This window comes from Thermonema lapsum (genome assembly GCF_011761635.1).
Taxonomy (GTDB): domain Bacteria; phylum Bacteroidota; class Bacteroidia; order Cytophagales; family Thermonemataceae; genus Thermonema; species Thermonema lapsum.
This window is the reverse complement of the sequence record NZ_JAASRN010000003.1, coordinates 77,098-100,022: the sequence shown is the minus strand read 5'-3', so window position 1 is coordinate 100,022 and position 22,925 is coordinate 77,098. Positions and strand designations below refer to the sequence as shown.

Sequence of the window (22,925 nt, the reverse complement as noted above, 5' to 3'; positions counted from 1 at the left end):
GTAAGAAGTTATCTCTTAGTGAAGGTATGAGTATTATTCTCAACAACTCCTCCTGCCTGGAAGCGCACCTCATAGTCCACCTTGAAAGAGCCACTGCAGGTGCTAGGCTTTGAGGGGCTTGCGCCATCTACTACTAAGTTGTAAGGTCCATATACAAACGGTTGAGTGGGAATGGTTACTGAGCTACCATCTGCGGCAAAAACGTAGTTAATCTGCGCCCCTACATCCCAGAAATTATCGTTTTTAACAGTTGTTCCGGAAACTCGAGTGAACTTTACAGGATATACCTTGTAACCCGGCTCATCGCAGTTGTAATTACCAGTGAAGGTATTAATATTAAAAGGACATACCCCAAAGACATAAGGCAAGTTTTTAAATTTCTCAGCAGGTACGTATCCATCTCCACCCTCAAGAACGAGCCACAACGTATCAAACCGCCCTACAGTTAAATTATCATCTAAGATTTCGACTACTAGATTCCCAGATGTTTGTCCGGCAGGAATGGTAACCTCCGTGCTGGGCAAGTTATAATGTGTTCCGGCTACGGCAGTAGAAGCGCCCAATACAGAGACCTTAATCTTCACTTCTTGCTGGGGAACTTTTCCCACTAAGTTTATTTTAAAAGATTTCACCGTAGGTACACCATCCTCAACAATATCGATTCCATCTGGTGGAAGTACATTACCTGAGGTAAGAATATCAAACTCGACAAAGGATTGTCCATCATACTTGATGGAGGTACCGGGGTCTTCTATTTTACACGAGCTTAGCAAGAAAGCACTCGTGACAAATACGCCCATGGAATAGAGTATCTTTTTCATAGTTCTTTAACTTTTTAATGCTTCTATAAATACACAAACCAATGAAGAGGTAACCGGCAAGTAGCCGGCTACCTCAAAATAATTATTAATTGTATCCGGGGTTTTGTTTTAATACATTACCCGAGGTAATGATGTCCTGGTTAGAAAGCGGTGCCAACACTTTGAAGTCGTTGTAGGGCAAGGGAGCTCCATCGTCTTTCCGGATGTCTAGCCCCAAGCGTTTGAGGTCAAAGAAACGATGCCCTTCGAACATCAGCTCTTTACGACGCTCATTCATGATGAGGTCGATAAGTGCTGAACCAGTGTCTGAAGTATTTGGCAAACCGCGGTTGCTACGCAAGGTATTGATAGTAGTTTGAGCTTCAGGGTCTTTACCTTGGCGCGCTTCGGCTTCAGCTTGAATCAGCAATACCTCGGAGTAACGAATGACCGGGATGTTGCGGCAGTTGGGATCTCCTCCTTTACCGCCACGCCACTTTCTCAATCTATAGAACCCAGTTCCAGTGTCTTGGTCCCAAAAATTTTTGCGAACGTCGGCGCCACCTTCCGAATTCAACAGCGTCAACAGGTCGGCTGATGCCTGCACGCTAAAGTTGTTACCCGAAGTGTAGTTGTTAGTCAATGAACTCAAGGAATTGTTCACGCCATCTACAGTGCTCCAGTCTGTGCCGGGGTTGATATCCAGCTCAAAGATGGACTCCCGATGGGGGACATTAGCAGCAGCCCAATCGCTTACTACACTAGCAGCTGGTGAAATCGTAGCCGTTGTGGAACTTAAAGCGTCCTGTGCATAAGTTTCGGCGTTAGCCCAATCACCTTTGTAGAGATACAAGCGAGCCAAGAGGGCTTGGGCAGCGGCTTTGTTTGCGCGACGCCGTACATCTGTTGGGTTAAATCCATCCAACAAAGTAATGGCTTCTAATAAGTCCTGCTCTACTTGCGCATACACCTCTGTGTTGGTAGCACGAGGTTTGGGTTGGGCATCTGAAGCCCCTTTGATAGGTGCGGTGCGAATAACAGCACTCAAATCCCAGCCATTCACTTCTTTTCCCGGCTCATAGCCATAAGCGCGAGCAACATCAAAGTGGCAAAGCGCACGCAAGAAAAGCGCCTGCCCTTTGATTTGGTTAGCAGTAGTTTGTCTAATCTTACCTGCGTTCAACAGCTCGTCTGTTTTGGCTATGGCGTAGTTAGCATAGTTGATGACAGCATAAGCATTGAACCAGAAGGTATAGTGTGCATAAATCTGATTGGCATTTTGAGCCACATAGCGCCCTGTGTTATTGGCAATTTCAGCGTTGTCTGCCAGCACATCGCCCATGACCATCATTTGTTGACCATAATAGCCAAAGACGTGCATGTTTCTATAAGCTGAATTCAAGAAGCCAAGTGCTACAGTCGAGTCGGTTAAAAGATCCTCAGTTACCGCTGTGTTGGGCTTTACGTCCAAGTCACAGGAGGTAATACCTCCCATGAGCAAGGCGCTCAATATGAACAAATATATTTTTCTCATAGTCTGATTGTCTTTTGAGTTAGAAACCTAACTGGATACCGGCACTAATTTGTTTGGGGTTAGGATAGTTGATGATGGTTGAAGCCAAAGCACCATTCAAGGCATTGGCATTCACTACCTCGGGGTCCATCAGGTTGGACTTGGTCCAGGTCCACAGGTTCAAGCCCTGCACATACACGCGCAGGCTACGAGCACCTATCGACTTCATGATGTTTTGTGGCACATCATACGATAGCGTCAGCTGCTTCAAGCGCACATAAGAAGCATCTTCCAAATAGAAGCTTGAAGCGAAGAAACCACCACCATTCGAATACACCCCACCTTCAATAGGTTTGGGTATATTGGTAATGTCACCCGGCTGCTGCCAGCGGTCCAGAATCAACACAGACTGGTTGCTGCCGTCAGGTGCACCGTTCAAGAGGTTTGCCCAGAAGTCGCCGTTGAAAGTTTTGTTGCCAATTTGGTACTGGAAGAACACAGTCAGCGACAGTCCCTTGTAGGAGAAGACGTTGTTCCAGCCACCAAAGAATCTGGGAGTATTAGAGCCCAAGAATTTATTGTCTTGCAGGGTAGGCTGATAGGTAATGTTTCCGTCGACATCATAGTACATCGGAATACCATTTGCCGAGTTTACCCCTGCATATTCGGGCAACCACCATACGCCTATGGGCTGTCCTTTGTGCAAGGTAGTGACCCCTACACTCAGGCGCTCTTGATTGTTCGGAAGTTGCTCTACTTTGTTTTGCAAGAAAGAGATGTTAAAAGAAGAGGTCCATTTGAAATCGCCTTTGTCCAAGGGTATACCTCCAATCTCTATGTCTATCCCACGGTTGCGGATGACTGCATCGGTATTGCCGGTGATAGAGTTAGGACTTCCTGCATCGTCCACCAAATCCACGGGCAAGAGCAAGTCTTGGTTCTTTCTATCCCAGAGGTCAATGGAACCATACAAGCGATCAGCAAACAAGCCAAAATCCAAACCTATGTTGGTTTGATAAGAAGTCTCCCATGTCAAGAGATCATTACCCAACACATTGGGACGAAGTGCAGGACCCGCCAAATACTGCCCACCAGAAGCAAAGGTAGTGAGGTTACGGAAGTTACCAATTTCGGCATTGCCCACTTTTCCATAGCCCACACGCAGCTTCAAGTTAGACAAGAAAGCTACCCCGTCCATAAAGTCTTCCTCAGTGATAGCCCATGCGCCCGACACACCCCAGAAAGTACCGTAGCGATTCTTTGCACCGAAACGCGAGGTACCATCCCGACGCAGGGTGGCATCTAAGTAGTATTTGCCAGCATAGTTGTATTGTACTTTACCAAAAATACCTTGGCGTATGTATTCACTGGTAGCACCACTTACAGCAAGAGGAGTAGCCACAGCATCTAAGCCGGTCAAGCCTTGGTTGGGTAGGTTTCTTCCTTGTGCGAAGGTTCTGGTAAATGTCTCGCGACGCACCTCACCCCCTGCAATGGCAGCTACGTTGTGTACATCTGCAAAGGTACGCTGGAAGTTTAAGGTGGCACTGGTATTGTAGTCAAAAGTACGGCGATAAGTTTCTGAAATCAAACCATTGTTGGCAGCAAAAGCAGGAATAGTAGCTGGGCGGAAGTTGAAGTCTTTGTTCACCGAATAGTCTATACCACCAAAAGCCACCAGTCTCAGCCCTTCTACAATCTTATAGTTCATCTGCACGGAGCCTATGGTTTTGAAGATAGAGCCTTCACGACGCTCCTCGTTCACTCCTTGCACGATGTTGTAGTTAAAAGCCCACAAACCATCGGTGCGCCGAGCATAGCTACCATCGGGGTTATAAGGACTGGTAGTAGGCGTACTCACAAAGGCACCAAAGAATGGCGAGTTCAAGAAATTTCCTACTGTTCCACTCGTTACAATGTCATTAGAAATTGCCCCAAATATTTCCTGGTTCGATACGTTCAAAGTCATATCCACGGACAAGCGATCCGAAAGCTGTTGCGAGGTATTCAAACGCAAAACGTAACGTTCCCAGTAGTTTTTGATGATTTGTCCATCTTGTCTGTCATAGGCACCGCTCACAAAGAAGGAGCCTCTGTCATCCCCTTTGCTTGCAGACAACGAATAAGAGCTTAGGCGTCCCGTCCGGAACAGCTCATTCACCCAGTCGAAGTTGGTCAGGTTCGGGTCATTAGGGTCGCCATAGCGGGCTGCCCCAGTAGGATAGTAGGTACCGGGTCCGAACCTGTTTTCCCAAGCTTCTTTCTTGATTTGTGCAAATTGAGGTCCATTCAATACTTTGTAAGGGTTCAAGGGCTGGTTGATACCTTCCTGCACATTTAAGTCAAATCTGGCTTTGCCCTTGCCACGTTTGGTGCGAATAATCACTACCCCATTGGCAGCCTGTGCACCATAGATGGCAGCCGCCGAGGCGTCTTTCAATACCTGAATAGACTCAATGTCGTTGGGGTTGATACCGCCCAACACGTTGTTAGAGCCTTGTGCAGAAAGACCACCTTCTCGTATCTGTACACCATCCACTATGTAAAGCGGTGCATTAGAAGCCAAAGCAGAGCCTGTACCACGGATACGGACCGTCAAAGCGCCACCGGGTGCACCACTGGTAGCTTGCACCAATACACCTGAAAGGCGCCCTTGTACGGCGCGGTCAAAGGTTTGCAGCGGCAGGTTTTCAAATTCTTCGCCTTTGACCGCCGCTACCGCACCACTGATGCTCAGCTTGTCGATGGTACCATAAGAGGTAACCACTACTTCCTTCAAGCCGATGGGCTTAAGCGCTACATTCAAAGAGGTTTGGGTACCTACGGCAATCACCTGCTGTTCATACCCTACGAAATCCACCACCAGAGTAGCGCCCTCGGGCACGGTCAGCGTAAAGCTACCGTTGGCATCGGTCACTGTCCCAATGGAAGGATTGTCCTTCACATACACGCTGGCTCCGGGCAGGGGTTGTCCCTGGTCATCTTTAACAGTACCGGAGATTGTTCTGTCTTGCGCAAAAGCCCAGAGGCTTGTCAACAGCGCCAAGACAAAACTCATGAGTACACGATTTCTCATAAGACTTTTTTGTTTTTGTTTAAAGATAAACATACGGTCCAAATATATATATTTTCTTTTCATGAAACCAAATTTTTAGACAAAATTTAAACATCACACAAGAATAAGCAGGCATCTTTTTCATACAAAGCAAAATATCTTTTTAAGCAAAAGAAATGAAAATTGCTTTTTCAAAATTTTACCACGAGAATCATTACATGCATCAAAATAAAAATATGTACTATTCTTTTGTGCGGCTGTCTGCTTTCAAGCAGCTCCTTTTCCTATGGTCCCTTGGTTATTTCGCCCTGCCCAATGGTGATTTTGGGTCTCCCTCTTCGTTGTTTCGAGCGCAAGCCGGCAATCGCTTCCTTCTTGTTGCTTGGTTAAGAGGGAGCTTGCTTACTGCGCCGTGCTGCGTTTACCACGACAGGCTGCCTAAGGAAATGACAAAAGCCGCTACATGAAAGCCAAAATGACAAGCGATACAGTGCTCTGTGCAAAGAGACAGGCAGCGCTTGTGGTTTCTTTTGTCTCTTATAATAATTAAGTACGAATCACGTATATTTGCAGAAAAACAAAACAAGCGGTCAATCATGACACAAGAACAACTAAAGGAATTAAAAGCCGGTGTTGCGGCTTTGGGAGGTTATCTTTGACTACGCTCGGCGAAAAGAAGAAATCCAACAATTAGAGAAAAAAACCACACAAGCCGGCTTTTGGGATGCCCCCGAAGAGGCACAAAAGACCATGCAGCAAATCAAGCGACTCAAGGGATGGGTGCTTCCTTATGAAGCGCTGCTGCGCAAAGTAGAAGACTTGGAGGTGCTCTATGAGTTCATGGAACTGGGCGAGGGCAGCGAAGCCGAGGTGGAGCAAAGCTACCAAGAAGCACTGCGCATGCTTCAAGACCTGGAGCTCAAACGCATGCTTGGGCGCGAAGAAGACGCACTCAGTGCCATCTTAGAAATCAACCCGGGTGCCGGCGGCACTGAAAGCCAAGACTGGGCATCGATGCTGCTGCGCATGTATATGATGTGGGCAGAAAAGCATGGCTACCAAGTGCACGAGCTCAACTATCAAGCCGGTGAGGTAGCCGGCATCAAATCGGCTTCTATAGAGGTAGAAGGCGATTTTGCCTATGGTTACCTGAAATCCGAAATAGGCGTGCACCGCTTGGTGCGGGTATCGCCCTTCGATGCCAGTGGGCGCCGCCATACTTCTTTTGCTTCGGTGTTTGTGTACCCGGTAGTAGACGACAACATAGAAATAGAAATCAACCCTGCCGACTTGGAGTGGGATACCTTCCGCTCCGGAGGTAAAGGCGGACAAAACGTAAATAAAGTAGAAACTGCCGTCCGGGTACGCCACCTTCCGTCGGGCATCGTAGTAGAATGCCAGCAAGAGCGCTCGCAGCACCAAAACCGGGAAAAAGCCTTGCAAATGCTGCGCTCCCGCCTCTATCAGTTGGAATTGCAAAAGCGCGAAGAAGAACGTGCTAAGATAGAAAGCACCAAAAAGAAGATTGAATGGGGCTCGCAAATCCGCAACTATGTGCTACACCCCTATAAGTTGGTCAAAGACCTGCGCACAGGAGTAGAAACCAGCGATGTGCAGTCTGTATTGGATGGCGAGCTGGACGATTTCATCAAAGCCTATTTGCTGCAAGAGAGCAACGCCGCAGACAACGTATAGTGTTTCATTCCCTTCTTTGAATGACCAGACCGCCGCAACAAGCCGTTGTGGCGGTTTCTTTTGTCTTTGGGTTTTTTGTAATATTAAGCCGCCAAAGTGTATGGTGTTTTTCTGAATTCTAAAAAAGCAAAACAACAAAAAACTACAGCAATGCAGCATTTTCAACGAATGAATACCATAGTCGGCTGGCTTGTTTTTCTCATTGCCACCACTGTCTATTGGCTGACACTGGAACCTACTGCCAGTTTCTGGGATTGCGGCGAATTTATCGCCTGTTCATACAAACTGGAAGTACCTCACCCACCGGGGGCTCCTTTCTTCTTGCTTTTTAACCGTTTGTTCTCTTTTTTGGCAGCCGGCGATGTGTATAAAGTAGCTTACTACATCAACTTAAGCTCGGCGCTTGCCAGTGGTTTCACTATCCTTTTCCTTTTCTGGAGCATCAGCATGTTGGCGCTCAAGCTGCTGCCTGCCGAGCGTCGGCAAGCCCCCTCTGCTGCCGACACCCTGCTGGTGATAGGGGCTTCGAGCATCGGTGCGCTTGCCTATGCTTTCAGCGATTCGTTTTGGTTTTCTGCCGTAGAAGCCGAAGTGTACGCTATGTCCTCGTTCTTTACGGCATTTGTCATTTGGGCAATGCTTAAATGGGAACGAGAAAGCGACGTTCAAAAAGCCCAACGCTGGCTGTTGCTCATTGCTTATATGGTAGGACTTTCCATCGGTGTGCACATCCTCAACTTGGTATGCTTGCCTGCCCTTGCTTTGATTTATTATTACAAAAAACAGCAGGAAAAACAAGCTGCGCCTACCTTATGGGGCGCGCTATGGGCAATGGCTATTGGGGGTGCCATCATTCTGGCAATCATCGTATTTATCATTCCGGGCTTGCCCGAACTTGCTGGCAAGTTCGAAATCTTCTTTGTAAATAGCTTGGGGCTGCCTTTCAACAGCGGTCTCATCTTCTTTAGCCTTTTGCTGTTGGGGGGGCTGGTCTGGGCACTGGTCTTTAGCTTACGCAAGCAAAAACACGCCCTCCATTTGGCACTGCTCATGCTTACGCTCGTTTTGATAGGCTACGGCTCCTATGGTATTGTGTTGATACGGGCGCAATTCAACCCACCTATCAATGAAAACGCCCCCAGCGATGCCATACGTATCGTTTCTTACTTGAAACGCGAGCAATATGGCGATCGTCCCTTGCTTTATGGTCCGGTGTTTACCGCTCGCCCCATCCGCAGCGAGAAGGTAGCGCCGCTTTATCGGAAAGATGAAGCACAGGGCAAATATGTAATTTACGACTACAAAGAGAAATACATCTACAACAAAAACATGCTCTTCCCGCGCATCTATAGCCGAGAGGGGAATCATGGGCGTGTGTATCGTCAAATATTGGGCTTGCGAGAAGGGGAAGAGCCCACCTTTGCCGACAACATCGCCTTCTTACTGAAGCACCAAATCGGGCATATGTATTTCCGTTACTTTATGTGGAATTTTGCCGGCAGAGAAAGCGACATTCAAAATGCTGGTTTCTTGGCACCTTGGGACAGCAACCAAGATTTACCCGAGCTGTTAGCGAAAAATAAAGGCAGAAACCAATACTATAGCCTGCCACTTCTGTTGGGCATCCTGGGCTTATTTTTTGCTTATGGGCGCAACCGTCAAGTGTTTTATTTCACCCTTCTGCTCTTCTTTTTTATGGGCATTGCCTTAGTGCTTTATCTGAATTCCCCGCCCGTTGAGCCACGCGAACGTGACTATATTTATGTAGGCTCATTCTACGCTTTTGCCATGTGGATAGGCTTCGGCGTGATGGCTTTAGCCGACTTGGTAGGCAGCTTCTTGAAAAATAAACAGCTGCAAGCTGCTTTGGCTACTGTGCTGTGCCTGCCCGTGCCGGGTATCATGGCTGCCGAAGGCTGGGACGACCACGACCGTTCGGACCGCTACTTCCAAATCGATATAGCAAAGAACATACTGAACTCCTGTGCGCCCAATGCCATCTTGTTCACCGCAGGCGACAACGATACCTTCCCTCTGTGGTATGTACAGGAAGTAGAAGGCTTCCGCACCGACGTGCGCGTGTGCAACCTCAGCCTCTTTGCTACCGACTGGTACATTTCGCAAATGAAAAGACAAGTGTATGAATCAGCGCCCCTGCCCATTTCGATGGAAGAAAAAGACTTTGCTGCCGGAGTCAACGAGCAGGTGATTGTTACACCAGCACCACAGCTGGGCGAAACCCAAGCCAAGGCGCTCTATGAAAAAGGGGTCGACCTGAATACTTTCTTCAAGCTGTTGCAGGAAAACCACCCTGTAGTGCGTGTACCCAACCCTGAATATGGACAGGCAATTGCCATTCTCCCCTCTAACAAGGTATATTTGAAACTGAACCTAAACCCTGAAAAAGTAAAAAACTGGCTGCCCGCAGGCAAAGCCGAAGACCTACCTGCGCAAATGGAATGGACCTTGCCCACCGGGCAGTTCTTCAAAAACAGCTTGGCTGTCTTAAATGTGATAGCTACCAACAATGCCAACGGATGGGAACGCCCCATTTACTTTGCCCCTACCTTGGGTAGCTCCGACTACATGGGGCTGGAGCCTTACCTGCAAGTTGAGGGCTTTGCTTACCGTCTTACCCCCATCAAGCTGGGCGCTGCAGGCGACCTATTCGTAAATACCGACATCATGTACGAAACCATGATGCAGAAGACGTTTTGGCGAAATCTTGACCGCCCTGACATACACTACAACGAAGACTATCGCCGCTTTGTACTCATTGCTCGCAATGCTTTTGCCCGCTTGGCAGAACAGCTGATTATGGAAGGTAAGAAAGACAAAGCCCAAAAGGTGCTACTCGAAAGCCTGCGCCTCATGCCCGACGCCTCGGTTCCTTACGATGTGTATTCCGTTCAATACATTCAACTGCTCTTGCTGGTAGATGAAACCACCAAAGCCAAAGAAATAGCAGAGGTCATGGCAAGAAGAGCCAAAGAGGAAATAGAGTACGCGCTCCGACAACAAGACCTTTACTCCAACAACCTCATGGCAAACTTGTACACACTCAACCATATCGTACAGGTCTTTGAGCAGTACAAGCTGCCAGAAGCTACTCAATACAAACAGTGGCTTCAAAAATATGAAGGATTGTTGCAATAGGCACAGCTACCACCCAAACAACAAAAGCGGGGCGTTTTTACTTGCCCCGCTTTTTGTTTTTCCTCCTCATCAGGTCTCTACTATCTTCGTTTTTAAGCCTGCCCAGAAGTTATGTTCTTTTACCTTGCCTACAATATAAACCTCTTTCTCCACCTCGCCGCCCACCACAAACACTTGTGGCTTGCGTAGCAGCTTCCGAAGCTCAAAAATCATCTCTTGGAATTGGTTTACCAACTCCAACTCTTCTTCACTATGCCAGTCTTGCGGTACTGCTACAGGGTAAAAGAAAGCATCGAAGCGACGCTCTTCTATGGGCACCTCGTCCGGCAAATCCAATATTGCACGCACCTCTTCTTTCGTAAGAGCACCTTCTGTTTTTTCTATCAGCCAGTAAAAACCCTCAAAAGGTTCATCTGTTTCGCTTGGATATAACAAATTGGCAGCGATGGCATCTAAGCGAAGAGCAATTTCTGCTGCTTTGTCTTCTTCCTGTATCATAGGCACTGGAACTCTTTTTTCAGTTTTTTCAACTTACAATATTACAAAACATATGAAAATTCATCCTACTATGTTATGTATTGTAGGCTTCATGCATTTTTAATTTTTATAATTCTTTGCTTTCTCAGTATAAAAAACCACAAAAGTTGCATAGTACAATTAAAAAATTGCAATTTTTTTTATCATGAATGAATACTTATTTTATATTTGCTTTGTATTATCAGTAAAAACAAAACGTAATGTATTATGAAAAAATTAGTACTTAGCCTATTGGTCGGTGCTAGTAGCTTTGCGGCTTACGCCGGCGGCTTCCAAGTGGTATTGCAAGGTGTTAGGCAAACCAGCATGGGCAATGTAGCCACTGCCGTGCCCGATGCAGCCAGTATGTTCTTCAACCCTGGGGCTGTGGCGATGCTCGAGGGTAACGTAGTATCGGCGGGGGTAAGCCCCATTATCTCGCGCGTCTCCTACTTAGAGAGTGAGCCTTACTACTCCGAAGCCAAAACCGACAACCCGGTATCGCTGCCTTTCTACCTGTATGCAGCTTTTGGCTTTGGTCCAGAAAATGCCAATGGTGTGAAGCGCCTGAAGGCAGGGGTTGGCGTTTTCACTCCCTTCGGCTCTACTGTCAAGTGGGAAGATGGGTGGGCTAAACAATCCTATTTGCGCGAATTGTCATTGCGCGCTATTTACATTCAGCCTACCGTTTCATTTATGCTGAGCGACTACATAGGCATTGGCGCCGGCTTGGATGTGGTCGTGGGTAGCATCGACCTCAAAAGAGGCATTCCCGATCCGACCACTGGGAACTTCGCCGAAGTAAAATTCAGCGGCACTACCGAAACAGCCCTTGGATACAATCTGGGCTTGTTCGTAAAATCGCCCGATGGGTTTTCTTTTGGTTTGAACTACCGCTCGAAAGTGACGTCGGAAGTAAAAAATGGCGATGTAACTTTTGACCTGACCGGCACAAGCCAAACATTCCAACAAAATGCAAACTTGCAAGACACCAAGTTCAGCTCTTCGCTGCCTCTGCCGGCTGTGCTCACCCTTGGTTTTGCCTACAGCAACGACAAGCTTACTGTGGCTACCGACTTACGCTATACGCAGTGGAGTGATTACAAAGAACTGAAGTTTGAATTCCAAGACCCCATAGCCGGTGCTACCCGGTCTGTATCGAAACGTAAATACAAAGATGCTTTGACCTTGGGCATTGGTGCTGAATATGGTGTAACCGATGCGCTCAAAGCACGTATCGGTGCTTATTATGACTTTACACCTGTTCCTCAGGGCTATATGACTGCTGAAACCCCCGATGCCAACGCTTTGGGCTTGACTGCCGGCTTGGGTTACTCCTTGGGCAAGCTGAACATCAACGCAGGCTTCTTGTTCGTAAACAAAGAAAAGCGTAGCCAGTTGGCAGCCAGCGATGCCAATACTATCAGCGGCACCTTCAAAACTCAAGCATACATCCCCTCGTTTGGCGTATCTTACAATTTCTAATGATGTAAAAGTGTAAAAAAATAGAAGAGCCATGAAGAAGAACATATTATACATAGCCATAGCAGCTGCCTTGGGCTTTACTGCCTGCCAACCTGAAATAGACTCCCCCATCAGCAAAGGCAGCGAAATCGACCTGACCAAGTACGTAGCCGTAGGCAACTCGCTTACCGCAGGCTACATGGATGGAGGTCTTTATAACGAAGCCATCGAAGCTTCTTATCCTAACTTGATTGCTAAGCAATTCAAATTGGTAGGTGGGGGAGATTTTGTGCAAGCCTACTTCCCCGAAGGAAAAGAAAACGGCAGTGGTTACTTCAAAATAACTGGCTTCGACAGCAATGGCATACCAATCGTAGGAACAGAAACCAACAATTTGGCTACTACGGGTCAAACGTTGCCCGGTGGAGCACAACTTACCGCTTATAGCGGTCCGCTACCCAACAACTTGGGCATTCCGGGTATTGCAGTAGCCCACCTACAAAACGCAGCCTATAGCCAAGCCAATCCTTTCTTTGAACGTTTGAAGCCGGGAACGCCTACTTCTTATATTGACCTGGTAGGCGAGGCTTCGCCCACTTTCTTCACCTGCTGGATAGGCAACAACGACGTATTGGGCTTTGTAACCAGTGGTGGCAGTGGCACTATTACCCCTAGTGCTACCTTCCAAGCCAACTATCAAGCTTTAATTGACAAGCTCACAGAAAATGGAGCCAAGGGCATCATTGCCGACATACCCAACGTAACTTCTATCCCTTATGTGTATGCACCCAATACTTTAATTCGCCAGCAAAATGGGGGAAACTTCCCCGTCATCCCGATACCAAATGCAGCTACAGCTGCTGCCTTCAATGCTGCTTACCAAGCAGCTGGCTATAGCAACCCCAACTTCGTAGCAGGCAATAACTTTCCCGTGATAGTGGTGGACGACCCCAGTACTCCTACAGTAATAGAAGTACGTAAAATGAACCCATCTCAAGACTTACTACTTTATCACTTCCTAAACCCTGCCAACCCCACGGGCTATGCAGGTCAAATAGCCACGGGTCTCGGCTGGATGAGCGATACCGATAGCGACAACGTTCCAGACACTCCTACCCCTATTGCTGACAGAGACGTGTTGGACCAAGGCGAGCTTGCTCAAGCCATCGCTGCGGTAACTACCTTCAATACCATTATTCAACAAATTGCAAGTGCCAAGAACATTCCGGTAATAAATTCTAACTCTTATCTCTTACAAGTATTGAGTGGCGCAGGCATCGAGGGTGTACAAGTCAATGGCAATCCTTTCAGTGGTGGTTTCTTCTCTATAGACCAAGTGCACCCCACGCCTAAAGGATATGCCATCTTGGCAAATATTTTCTTGCGTCGTATCAATCAGGCTTACAATGCCAACATTCCTTTGATTGATATCAATGGAATGAATCCCAGAGGCGTAAAATTCCCCTAAGATTTACAAAGCCTCATGAATTTCCCAAAACCTGCCTTAAAGGCAGGTTTTTTTGTGTTAAATATAAGCATGGCACAAAATTTGAAAAGCATGCAAGAGTGCAACAAAAACTATTTTGTCCTATGAGAAAAATGAATTTAATCCTACTGAACTTACTGGTAGCAGCCAGTGTCGTATTTCTTAGCTCTTGTAAAAAGGACCCTGAAGCCCCGCTACCTACTATTGACTTCACAAGCACACCAGATGCTACCTATGCTTTCAACACTGGCACCACCTTCACATTAGGTGTAAAAATCTATGCTCCAGAAAAGCTAAGATTGGTGAATGTGGAGCTAATTGTCTCCGGCTTGCCGGTTCAAAACCTTGAAAACTACCCCAAGAAAAGCGGCTTCACCGAAGACAATACTACTTATGAAGCTACTTTAAATGTCCCTGTTTCCAGCAACTTGATTAACGGCACGCGAGTACAAGTACGGGTAAGTGCCAAAGACAGAGGCGCCAACGGCGGGCGTACCGTAGAGCGTTCGTTCTTCTTTACGGTGGGTCAAGCTGGCAGCGGTCGAGTAGAAAACGTGAATGTTGGTTCCGGAGGTTCTGCACCACTTCTTAGCAGCATAGTAACAGTTACCTTAGGAGACCAAGGTGCTATCGAAGGCAGCTATCTGCGCACTGACAACGGAACAGTATATACCACTTCGCAAGTGGACGCTCTTTCCAACACCGATGCCAGCAAAATAGATATTACGCTCGGACGAACTACCGGTGGCAGCGTAGGTCCCGATAAAATTGTCCTAATCTCTCCTGCTTTGCGCGCTTCCGATAATGATGCTGCCTTGTTTGGCACCAACTTCAACTTTGGTTCTGCCGGGGCAAACAAATCTTCCAGTACCAACACCTATTTTGCCACCACCACGCTAAGCCCCGCTACTGCCACTGCCGATGATGTGGACGAATTAAGCTTCAGCAGCAGCCAAGAATATATAGTCATTACCCAAGGTGGAACATATTCTTTCGTTAATGATATGGGCAAAAAAGGGGTGATAAAAGTAGAAAGCATTGAAAATTCAGGCACAGGTAAGAGGGTGGTAATGAAATATGTAGTGCAAAGATAAACGGCACCTTCACAAGCCAAAATACTTAAAAAGAGGGGCTTTCTTAAAGTCCCTCTTTTTTTATGCCTCTGAGAAAAACGCTGGTATGCCTACTTTCCTTTTAATCGGAGCACAAAGGAGCATGCCATTGCTCACTTCATGTAACAAGGCAATAAAAGCGCAAACACAGCATTCGGGCTTGTGCTTACATTACAGTTTCTCGCCAAAAGCCAAATCGCCGGCATCGCCCAAGCCGGGTACAATGTATGCCTTATCATTCAGGGCAGGGTCTAAGTCTGCTGTCCAGCAATGCACGCCGGGCAGATGCTTTTGCACATACTCGACCCCTTGACGAGCCGCAATCACCGAGATAATATGCAAGGCTTGTGGTGTACCTCCCTTGTCTGTCAGGGCACGGTAAGCCGTTACAATAGACTTGCCAGTAGCCAACATGGGGTCTATCAAAATGAGGGTGCGCCCTGAAAGCGAAGGAGTAGCAGCGTAAAACTGCTCTATTTCTACCCCTGCTGCTCCTTTCTTTTCACTTCCTTCTTTGCGATATTCCCCTACAAAAGCGGTATCGGCTTCGGGGAACATACGACGCACCCCTTCGTAGAGAGGAATAGCCGCCCTTAAAATAACTCCCAGCACCAGAGGCGACGACAAGCAATAGTGCTGTTTGGTACCTAAGGGGGTGGTCACGGTGACCCACTCATAGCGAAGTTGCTTAGAGAGCTCGTAAGCCAGCAAATAGCCCAGGCGTTCCATGCTCTCCCAAAAAAGACGCCGGTCTCGTTGCTTTTCCAATGAGCGTACATCTGCCAAAAAGTGATGGGCAATAGATGGCTGTTCACTCAAAACAAACAGTGTGGACATCATTTTATATAGTTGAAACAGCCCAAAAGTACTAAAGCTGTTTGAGCTCTTCAATATTTCGCTCTAAACGATAAACTTTTTTCTCGAGAGCTTCCACTTTTGCTTGCAAATCTATCTCGCGGTGTTTATCTGCCGACAAGTCTAAACCAATGAAAAAGACGTGCTCTATTTCTTGATTGATGTTTCGGGCAGCCACTGCAGTCAAGCGCACATATTTGTACTGAAAATCTTGGGCAGCCATCAGTACATCGCCACTGACTACCTCATCTTGCTCAAGGCGGCGGAGGAGGTCATCAAAATCAAGACGCCCCAGCACCAGTTCATCGAGATGAGCATGCAATGCTTGCTCACGTTCAATGCCCAACAAACGACAGGCATACTCATTGATGTCCAAAATATGAAAATGTTTATCGGTTTCTATACTAATGCATGCGCGCTCAAAGGCAAGCTGCTTGGCACTCAACTCCTGTTGCGAACGCATCATGCGCTGCGTGCTTTGCACCTTACCCGTGATGTCGGTGGCTATACACAATACTTTTTTGAATTCACCTTTTTCGTCATGGATAGGGAACAACTGTGCGCGCAACCAAAAAGGCGTACCGTCTTTACGGGAGCGTTTGAGCTCTTTTTCCAGATAAACACCGCTGCTCAACTGTGACCACAGCAGGTTAAATTCAGCGGGGTCAGCGTCTGCCGGCGCATATATCATGCGCGACTTACCGAGAAGGTCCTCTTTCTCGAAGCCAGTGATTTCACAAAAACGCTCGTTTACGTAGATAAAGTTGCCGTTGCTGTCAAACTCCATCACAATGGCTTTTTCACGAATGGCATCCAGCAAGGTGCGATATTCTTTGCTCTCATATTTCAGTTGTCTGACTTCTCCTACCAGACGGTTAATTTCCTTTTGCAACTCTTCTTCCTGCAGGCGCATCTGTTCGGTAATGAGGCGCGACTCTTCCAACAGACGGCGCGTTTGTTCGGCGCTTTGCAACGAAAAGAGGGTTGAGCCTATGTCGCTTGCAAGCTCTTCGACAAAACGACGCTCTTTTTCACCCATCGGATGAAAAGAAGCCAGCTCCAACACCCCTAAGGTTCTGTCGCGTGCTTTCAAGGGTACTATCAACAAAGAGCGAGGCTTTTCACTTCCCATGCCACCACTAATTTCTACATACTGCTCCGGCACCTTCAGTAAATAGATGGTGTTGCCTTCCACCCAGCATTGCCCCACCAAACCTTCTCCTTTGCTTATCTCTTTTTTCATCAGGCGTTTGCGGTCAAAAGCGTAAAAAGAGGTCAGTTCCAAGTGCGTCTCTTCGTCTTCTTCGCTTTTCAAAACGAAAAGAGCGGCTTGTTGAGCGCCCACATAACGCACCAGCTCACGCATCAATTCATCGTACATCGCCTGTACGTCGTCGGTACGACGCAATATATCGGCAAAGAGATTTAAGCCTTCGGTTATCCAACTGCGCTCTCTTTCTTGCTGAGCCACCTCGATGAGCGCCTGCCGCATCTTCTTCAAGGAAACCGCCACCTCGCCTTCGGGCAAGCCTTCCAACTCAGCTTCTAAGTGCCCTTTGGCAACCTCTTCGGCAAAATTTCGGATAATCTGCATGTTTTCACGTATTTGTATCCCATCAACGCACAAACGCCCCAGCTCGTCTTGTGAAACAGGCACTGTTGCGGGCACATTCGTCTGAGCCAACTCAGCAAAGAAATGATGCAGGCGACGCAAACCAGAAGATAAGCGCACATAAGCCCAGCGGCTTCCCAAAAGCATCAACACAAACAGGACAATCAAAACAATCACCCCTTCTATAATCATCAGCAGGCGATTGCGGGCGACCAGCTCGCGCGACAAACGCAACTGCCCGTCGAAGTTCAGCAACAGGCGTGCTGTCTCTGCCTGCACTTTATCGGCTATAGGTGCCACTCTGCGTTGATATTCCTGCAGCAAAGGATTGCTGGTTCTTGTTTCTGTGGGTGCATCAAGCAAGCTGCTTTCTTTCCCGTCAGAGGGGAAACCCTCTGGTAGCTCTTGCGGCAAGGAGTCTGTAACAGCGACTTCGGCAAGCGAATCTTTCACCACGGGAGTATTGAAAAGGCTGGGCGTAGCGCCTTCTCGCTTCACTTCTTCCAATGCCTGCTCATACATTTCCTGCTCACTCTTGAAAGCCTTGTCTATTTTGTACTTTTTAATAAAAGCAAACTGCTGAATATAAAGCTTCTGCAGGCTGATGGTTACATCTTGGAGCAAGGTGCGGTCATCAACACTATGCCAAGTGCGCTCTTGCGCTTGGAGGCTATCCATCAGGGGTTGTATTTCATATTTCCACAGCCGACTATGCTCCAGTTCATATTTTTCATCATCAAACAAGATGCGAAAAAGTGTGGCTTGGTTGGTACGCTCAACCAAACGGCTCACTGAAAGCAAGTGCCGCTGCGAAGGGTACAACACTTCTTCTATGTAGGCATGCTCGTCCTCGGTAGTCTGCCATAAGCGCCACGAACTCCAAACTGCAAACATCACCAAGAGGGTAGCCGCAGCAGTACTATAGAACATGCGCCTGCGAATAATAGAAGGAAATTTGTTCTGAACCGCCTTGCCTTTCATAAAAACACTTTGAAAAACTGCACATACTTATTCCAAAAATAAAAATTATTTTCAATTTATTGCGTTCAAAAAAGCATGCGCTTATGCATACACGTCTTTACAAGGAATCGTTGAGCCTGCATACCGACTTCTACCAAATCACGATGGCTTACGCCTACTGGAAAAGCGGCAAAGCAGAGCAAGAAGCTATTTTTCATCTTTATTTTCGCAAACATCCCTTTCAGGGTGGATTTACCATAACATGCGGTTTAGAAGACGTCATAGATTACCTGCAGCATTTCTCTTTTACCGATGCCGACCTACACTATTTGGCAACACTCACCGGCAACGACGGCAAACCTTTGTTTGAGGAGGCATTTTTGAATTTTCTAAAAAACAGCTGTTTCAGCTGCGACCTGATGGCGGTACCCGAAGGGAGCGTGGTTTTTCCCAATGAGCCTTTATTGCGCATACAAGGTCCTTTGTGGCAGTGCCAGATATTAGAAACGCCCCTGCTCAACATCATGAATTTTCAAACACTCATAGCCACTAAGGCAGCCCGCATCCGATTGGCAGCTAAGGAAGACCCAGTGTTGGAGTTTGGTCTGCGTCGTGCCCAAGGTATCGACGGGGGCTTTTCTGCTTCGCGCGCCGCCTATATTGGCGGGTGCGACGGCACCTCCAACGTGCTGGCAGGCAAGCTGCTGGGTATTCCTGTCAAAGGCACCCATGCCCACAGCTGGGTGATGTCGTTCGACAGCGAAGCAGAAGCCTTTCAAGCCTATGCGCAAGCCATGCCCAACAACTGCATTCTGCTGGTAGATACCTACGACACCATCGAAGGGGTGAAGAAAGCCATACAAGTAGGACAAGCACTGCGTGCCCGGGGCTACGAGTTGGCAGGCATACGCCTTGACTCCGGCGACTTAGCTTATTTGAGCATAGAAGCCCGCAAGCTGCTCGACGACGCCGGCTTCCACAATACCAAAATTGTAGCCAGTAACGATTTAGACGAGCACATAGTCGAGAGTCTCAAACAACAGGGGGCACGCATCGACATATGGGGCATTGGCACCAAGCTGGTTACAGCCTTTGACCAACCTGCTTTGGGTGGCGTGTACAAAATAGCTGCGCTGAAAGATACCCAAACAGGCAAATGGGAATATAAAATCAAGCTATCGGAGCAAAGCGTCAAGGTGTCAATACCCGGCAAGCTGCAGGTCAAGCGCTTCTACGATGCCTCGCGCGGGCTTTATGTGGGCGACATGATTTATGATGAACTGAACCCACCCACAGGCAACAGCTTCACCATAGTAGACCCCCAAGACCCCATCCGACGCAAACGCCTTTCAAACGAAGCCTTCGAAAGCAAAGATTTGCTAATACCGATATTTGAAAAAGGCAAACTGATATATGACCCACCTACCTTGAAAAGCATTCGCCACCACAGGCAAAGCGAACTCGATAAGTTGCACAGCAGCATCAAGCGTTTTGTAAATCCACACCTTTACCCTGCGGGCTTGGAAAAAAGTCTCTATCACTTACGCGAAGACCTCATAGAGCAACTACGCCCACATTAGTCTCGTACAGAACTATGCGCCGGCTTGCTTTGTTGTATTTTATTAAGCAAGCCGCTTTCTGTACTTTTGTGGAATATAAACCCAGAACTCACAGCTATGAGTGTACAACTTGACATTGCCGACTTAAAAACATGGCTCCCACATCAAGGACCCTTGGTTATTGCCGGTCCCTGTAGTGCCGAAACCGAAGAGCAGCTTTTTGAAACCTGCCTCAAATTGAAAGAGGTAGGCGTGCATGCCCTACGCGCAGGCATATGGAAACCACGCACACGCCCGGGCTCTTTCGAAGGGCACGGCGCCAAAGCCTTGCCTTGGGTGCAAGCCGTAAAAAAAGCCACAGGGCTGCCTTTCTGCATAGAAGTAGCCACCCCTCAGCACATAGAACTGGCACTTAAACACGAAGTAGATGTTTTGTGGATAGGCGCCCGCACTACGGTCAACCCTTTCAACGTGCAAGACATTGCCGATGCCCTGCGTGGAGTAGATGTACCTGTGATGATAAAAAATCCTGTAAACCCAGACCTTAAATTGTGGTTAGGCGCCATAGAGCGCCTACATGGGGCGGGCATCCGTAAGATGGCTGTGATTCACCGGGGCTTTTCTACCTATGAAGAAAGCAAATACCGCAACCCGCCCATGTGGCAGATACCCATTGAGCTGAAACGCCTGTTGCCCAACATGCCGCTTATCTGCGACCCGAGCCACATAGCCGGACGGCGCGATCTGCTATTGCGTATCGTGCAGAAAGCATTGGACTTGAACTACGAGGGCATGATGATTGAGGTGCATCGCAATCCGAAAGAAGCGTGGAGTGATGCTGAGCAACAAATCACCCCTTACAGCCTGCGCGAACTACTGCAACGGCTCGAGCTGCGCCACCCCAACATAGAAGACCCCTTAGATGCCAATATATTGGAAAGTCTGCGTCAAAAAATAGACAACATAGACTACGAAATAGTGGAGCTGCTTGCCAAACGTATGGACATTGTAGAACAGATTGGAGAGTACAAAAAAGAAAAGGGCATTACCATCTTCCAACTTGAACGCTGGAACCAAGTCTTCCACAGCCGCTCCGAGTGGGCAAAACAAAACGACTTGAATACCGAGTTGATAGCAGAAATCTACAAGCTGATTCACGTGGAATCTATACGCATACAAACAGAAGTCATGCAAAAGCCAAGCAAAGACGAAGCCCGACCATGAATCCACTTGATTTGCCATTGCCTTATCCTGTGGTTGTCGAAGACGATATAAGCGGTAGCCTCTCTTTTTTTCTAAGCCGGCAGATTTATTCCCAACTGTTTGTACTTTGCGATGAAAACACGCAGCGCTACTGCTACCCTCTCTTGCAAGAAGCACTGCCCCCTCATACTTTGCTGTGCGTTCCGGCAGGTGAAGAGCATAAAAACCTCGATACTTGCCGGGAAATATGGGCGCAACTGACAACGCATGCTGCTGACCGCTCTGCTCTGCTGCTTAACTTGGGAGGTGGCGTGTTGTGCGACATGGGTGGATTTTGTGCCGCTACTTACAAGCGCGGCATCCGCTTTGTGCACTGCCCCACTACGCTGCTCTCACAGTTGGATGCCAGCATCGGCGGCAAAGTGGGCATAGATTTCATGGACTTGAAAAACCACATCGGAGTATTTCAGAATCCCATCGCGGTGTTTATAGGCAGCATTTTTTTAAACACACTTCCTCAAAAGGAAATAATAGCCGGTTTTGCCGAACACATCAAACATCTTTTGATTGCCGACGCCGACGAATGGCATAAGCAGCTACAAGCAAATAGCCTAAAGGCAACGCCCGATGTCATAGCCCGTTCGCTTGGCATCAAGTCGGCAATTGTAGCCGCCGACCCTCATGAAAAAGGATTGCGCAAAGCCCTGAACTTCGGACACACCATAGGGCATGCCATAGAAAGCTATTGCCTGCAAAGCCATTCGCCTTTGTTGCACGGTGAAGCCGTAGCGTTGGGTATCAAAGCAGAAGCTTATATAAGCCTTCAAAGGCAATATATCACCCCGCAAGAATATCAGCAGCTTGCCACCTTCATCGACACCCATTACCCCAAGGTGTTGTTCAGCTCGAAAGACATAAAAGCCATCACCCAGCTGTGCACTCAAGACAAAAAAAATGAAGGTGGCAAAATTCTTTGTACCTTGTTGGGTAAAATAGGGCACGCACTGGTCAATGAGGAGGTATCCGGAGAGGAGATAGAAGAAGCCATCCAGCAAGTAGCTATCAATCAAATCCATAGTTTATGACTCAAAAAACCACACTCACAGCTTCTATTGGGAAAGAACACTACCGCGTGCAACTTAAAGCGCGCCAACACACTTTTTTGGCAGATGAGCCCATAGAATCCGGCGGTGCCGACAGTGGACCTACACCGGCAGAATATATACTGGCAGCCTTGGCAAGCTGTACTGCCGCCACCCTGCGCATGTATGCCGACCGCAAGGGTTTCGAGCTCGATGGCATAGAGTTGGAATTATCGATAGAAACCGAAAAGGGGCAACCACCAGTAACGCACATCTACCGACAGATAAAGCTGCTGGGCAAATTGGATGCTGACCAACGGCAACGCCTGCTGGAAATAGCTGAAAAGTGCCCTGTACACCGTATTTTAAGCAATCCTATTGACATCCACACCAAGCTCCTGTAAAAGGAGCGGGCAAGCCTGTAAGCCGGGTTCTGTTCCCTTCATCTAATAAGAAGGGCGCTTACCATTTATCTAGGCTTGGCATCGCTGCCAAGCTCCAACGACCTACCCACTGGCGTCGGGCGAGCCACCCTTAGTACCTTCTCATGAACAGGTACTTGCCAGCCTATTTGGTCTTTCAGCGCGTAAGGTTTACCGTGCCTCCGCATGTCACCACCGGAGCGGTGGGCTCTTACCCCACCTTTTCACCCTTGCCTGTACTCCGCTTGCGCAGGAGCCATCGGCGGTTTGTTTTCTGTGGCACTGTCTGTCCCCTACCCTCATCAGGCAGGAGCCTTCCTGTTAGGAAGTACGCTGCTCTATGCTGCCCGGACTTTCCTCTACTTGTGCTTTTCGCCAAGCAGCGGTAAGCCAGCTTGCCCGTTTTTTGCAACACCTACCGAAAGATGGAAAGTT

Annotated in this window: 15 protein-coding genes and 1 other RNA gene; 9 read left to right on the top strand and 7 right to left on the bottom strand. The window is 47.9% G+C overall.

The annotated features are described in order from the left end of the window. Positions 1–8 precede the first annotated feature (8 nt). From FHS56_RS10075 to FHS56_RS10065, 3 genes are all read right to left on the bottom strand, one after another. Positions 9–821 (bottom strand): DUF4843 domain-containing protein, encoded by an 813-nt coding sequence (locus FHS56_RS10075; protein ID WP_166920409.1) that lies wholly within the window; start codon positions 819–821, stop codon positions 9–11. Between the two features lie 85 nt (positions 822–906). Then, positions 907–2,334 (bottom strand): RagB/SusD family nutrient uptake outer membrane protein, encoded by a 1,428-nt coding sequence (locus FHS56_RS10070; RefSeq protein ID WP_166920407.1) that lies wholly within the window; start codon positions 2,332–2,334, stop codon positions 907–909. A 19-nt stretch (positions 2,335–2,353) separates the two neighbouring features. Continuing rightward, the gene (locus FHS56_RS10065) at positions 2,354–5,389 is read right to left on the bottom strand and encodes a SusC/RagA family TonB-linked outer membrane protein (RefSeq protein ID WP_166920404.1); all 3,036 of its coding nucleotides are present in this window, start codon (positions 5,387–5,389) and stop codon (positions 2,354–2,356) included. A 575-nt stretch (positions 5,390–5,964) separates the two neighbouring features. Between FHS56_RS10065 and prfB the strand changes: the two genes are divergently transcribed. Then, a protein-coding gene (prfB, locus tag FHS56_RS10060; protein ID WP_166920402.1) for a peptide chain release factor 2 occupies positions 5,965–7,063 on the top strand; the annotation gives its coding sequence in 2 pieces (ribosomal slippage) (positions 5,965–6,024 and positions 6,026–7,063; 1,098 coding nt in all). A 150-nt stretch (positions 7,064–7,213) separates the two neighbouring features. Continuing rightward, positions 7,214–10,219: a glycosyltransferase family 117 protein gene (locus FHS56_RS10055; protein WP_166920400.1), complete on the top strand. Its 3,006-nt coding sequence runs from the start codon at positions 7,214–7,216 to the stop codon at positions 10,217–10,219. A gap of 69 nt (positions 10,220–10,288) precedes the next feature. On the opposite strand, the gene FHS56_RS10050 is transcribed toward FHS56_RS10055, so the two are convergent. After that, positions 10,289–10,717 carry a nuclease A inhibitor family protein gene (locus FHS56_RS10050; RefSeq protein WP_166920398.1) on the bottom strand — a complete coding sequence of 143 codons (429 nt, stop codon included), beginning with the start codon at positions 10,715–10,717 and terminating at the stop codon, positions 10,289–10,291. 246 nt (positions 10,718–10,963) lie between these two features. Between FHS56_RS10050 and FHS56_RS10045 the strand changes: the two genes are divergently transcribed. The 3 genes from FHS56_RS10045 to FHS56_RS10035 all read left to right on the top strand — a co-directional run bounded on the left by FHS56_RS10045 (position 10,964) and on the right by FHS56_RS10035 (position 14,779). Further along, positions 10,964–12,220 (top strand): OmpP1/FadL family transporter, encoded by a 1,257-nt coding sequence (locus FHS56_RS10045; protein WP_166920396.1) that lies wholly within the window; start codon positions 10,964–10,966, stop codon positions 12,218–12,220. 31 nt (positions 12,221–12,251) lie between these two features. Next, a complete protein-coding gene (locus FHS56_RS10040) occupies positions 12,252–13,667 on the top strand; it encodes an SGNH/GDSL hydrolase family protein (RefSeq protein WP_166920394.1) in 1,416 nt (471 codons plus the stop codon). A gap of 122 nt (positions 13,668–13,789) precedes the next feature. Then, positions 13,790–14,779: a hypothetical protein gene (locus FHS56_RS10035; RefSeq protein ID WP_166920392.1), complete on the top strand. Its 990-nt coding sequence runs from the start codon at positions 13,790–13,792 to the stop codon at positions 14,777–14,779. Between the two features lie 189 nt (positions 14,780–14,968). Here the strand turns inward: FHS56_RS10035 and upp are convergent, their stop codons facing one another. Both upp and FHS56_RS10025 read right to left on the bottom strand, forming a co-directional pair. Next, on the bottom strand, positions 14,969–15,637 hold the full coding sequence (upp, locus tag FHS56_RS10030; RefSeq protein WP_243844207.1) for a uracil phosphoribosyltransferase: 669 nt from the start codon (positions 15,635–15,637) through the stop codon (positions 14,969–14,971). A 28-nt stretch (positions 15,638–15,665) separates the two neighbouring features. Further along, a complete protein-coding gene (locus FHS56_RS10025) occupies positions 15,666–18,245 on the bottom strand; it encodes a PAS domain S-box protein (protein ID WP_166920390.1) in 2,580 nt (859 codons plus the stop codon). Positions 18,246–18,328: 83 nt separating this feature from the next. Between FHS56_RS10025 and FHS56_RS10020 the strand changes: the two genes are divergently transcribed. The 4 genes from FHS56_RS10020 (at position 18,329) to FHS56_RS10005 (ending at position 22,472) form a co-directional block, all read left to right on the top strand. Beyond that, entirely contained in the window at positions 18,329–19,804 is a 1,476-nt protein-coding gene (locus FHS56_RS10020) for a nicotinate phosphoribosyltransferase (protein WP_166920388.1), read from the top strand. A 96-nt stretch (positions 19,805–19,900) separates the two neighbouring features. Continuing rightward, a complete protein-coding gene (locus tag FHS56_RS10015) occupies positions 19,901–21,007 on the top strand; it encodes a bifunctional 3-deoxy-7-phosphoheptulonate synthase/chorismate mutase type II (protein WP_166920386.1) in 1,107 nt (368 codons plus the stop codon). Next, a complete protein-coding gene (gene aroB, locus FHS56_RS10010) occupies positions 21,004–22,071 on the top strand; it encodes a 3-dehydroquinate synthase (protein WP_166920384.1) in 1,068 nt (355 codons plus the stop codon). Before FHS56_RS10015 ends, aroB begins: the two co-directional genes overlap by 4 nt. Then, positions 22,068–22,472, top strand: coding sequence for an OsmC family protein (locus FHS56_RS10005; RefSeq protein ID WP_166920382.1), 405 nt, complete (start codon positions 22,068–22,070; stop codon positions 22,470–22,472). The genes aroB and FHS56_RS10005 overlap by 4 nt, the downstream gene beginning before the upstream one ends. A gap of 2 nt (positions 22,473–22,474) precedes the next feature. Here FHS56_RS10005 and rnpB read toward each other — a convergent pair. Beyond that, positions 22,475–22,892: RNase P RNA component class A (gene rnpB / locus FHS56_RS10000), an RNA gene on the bottom strand. Positions 22,893–22,925: the final 33 nt, after the last annotated feature.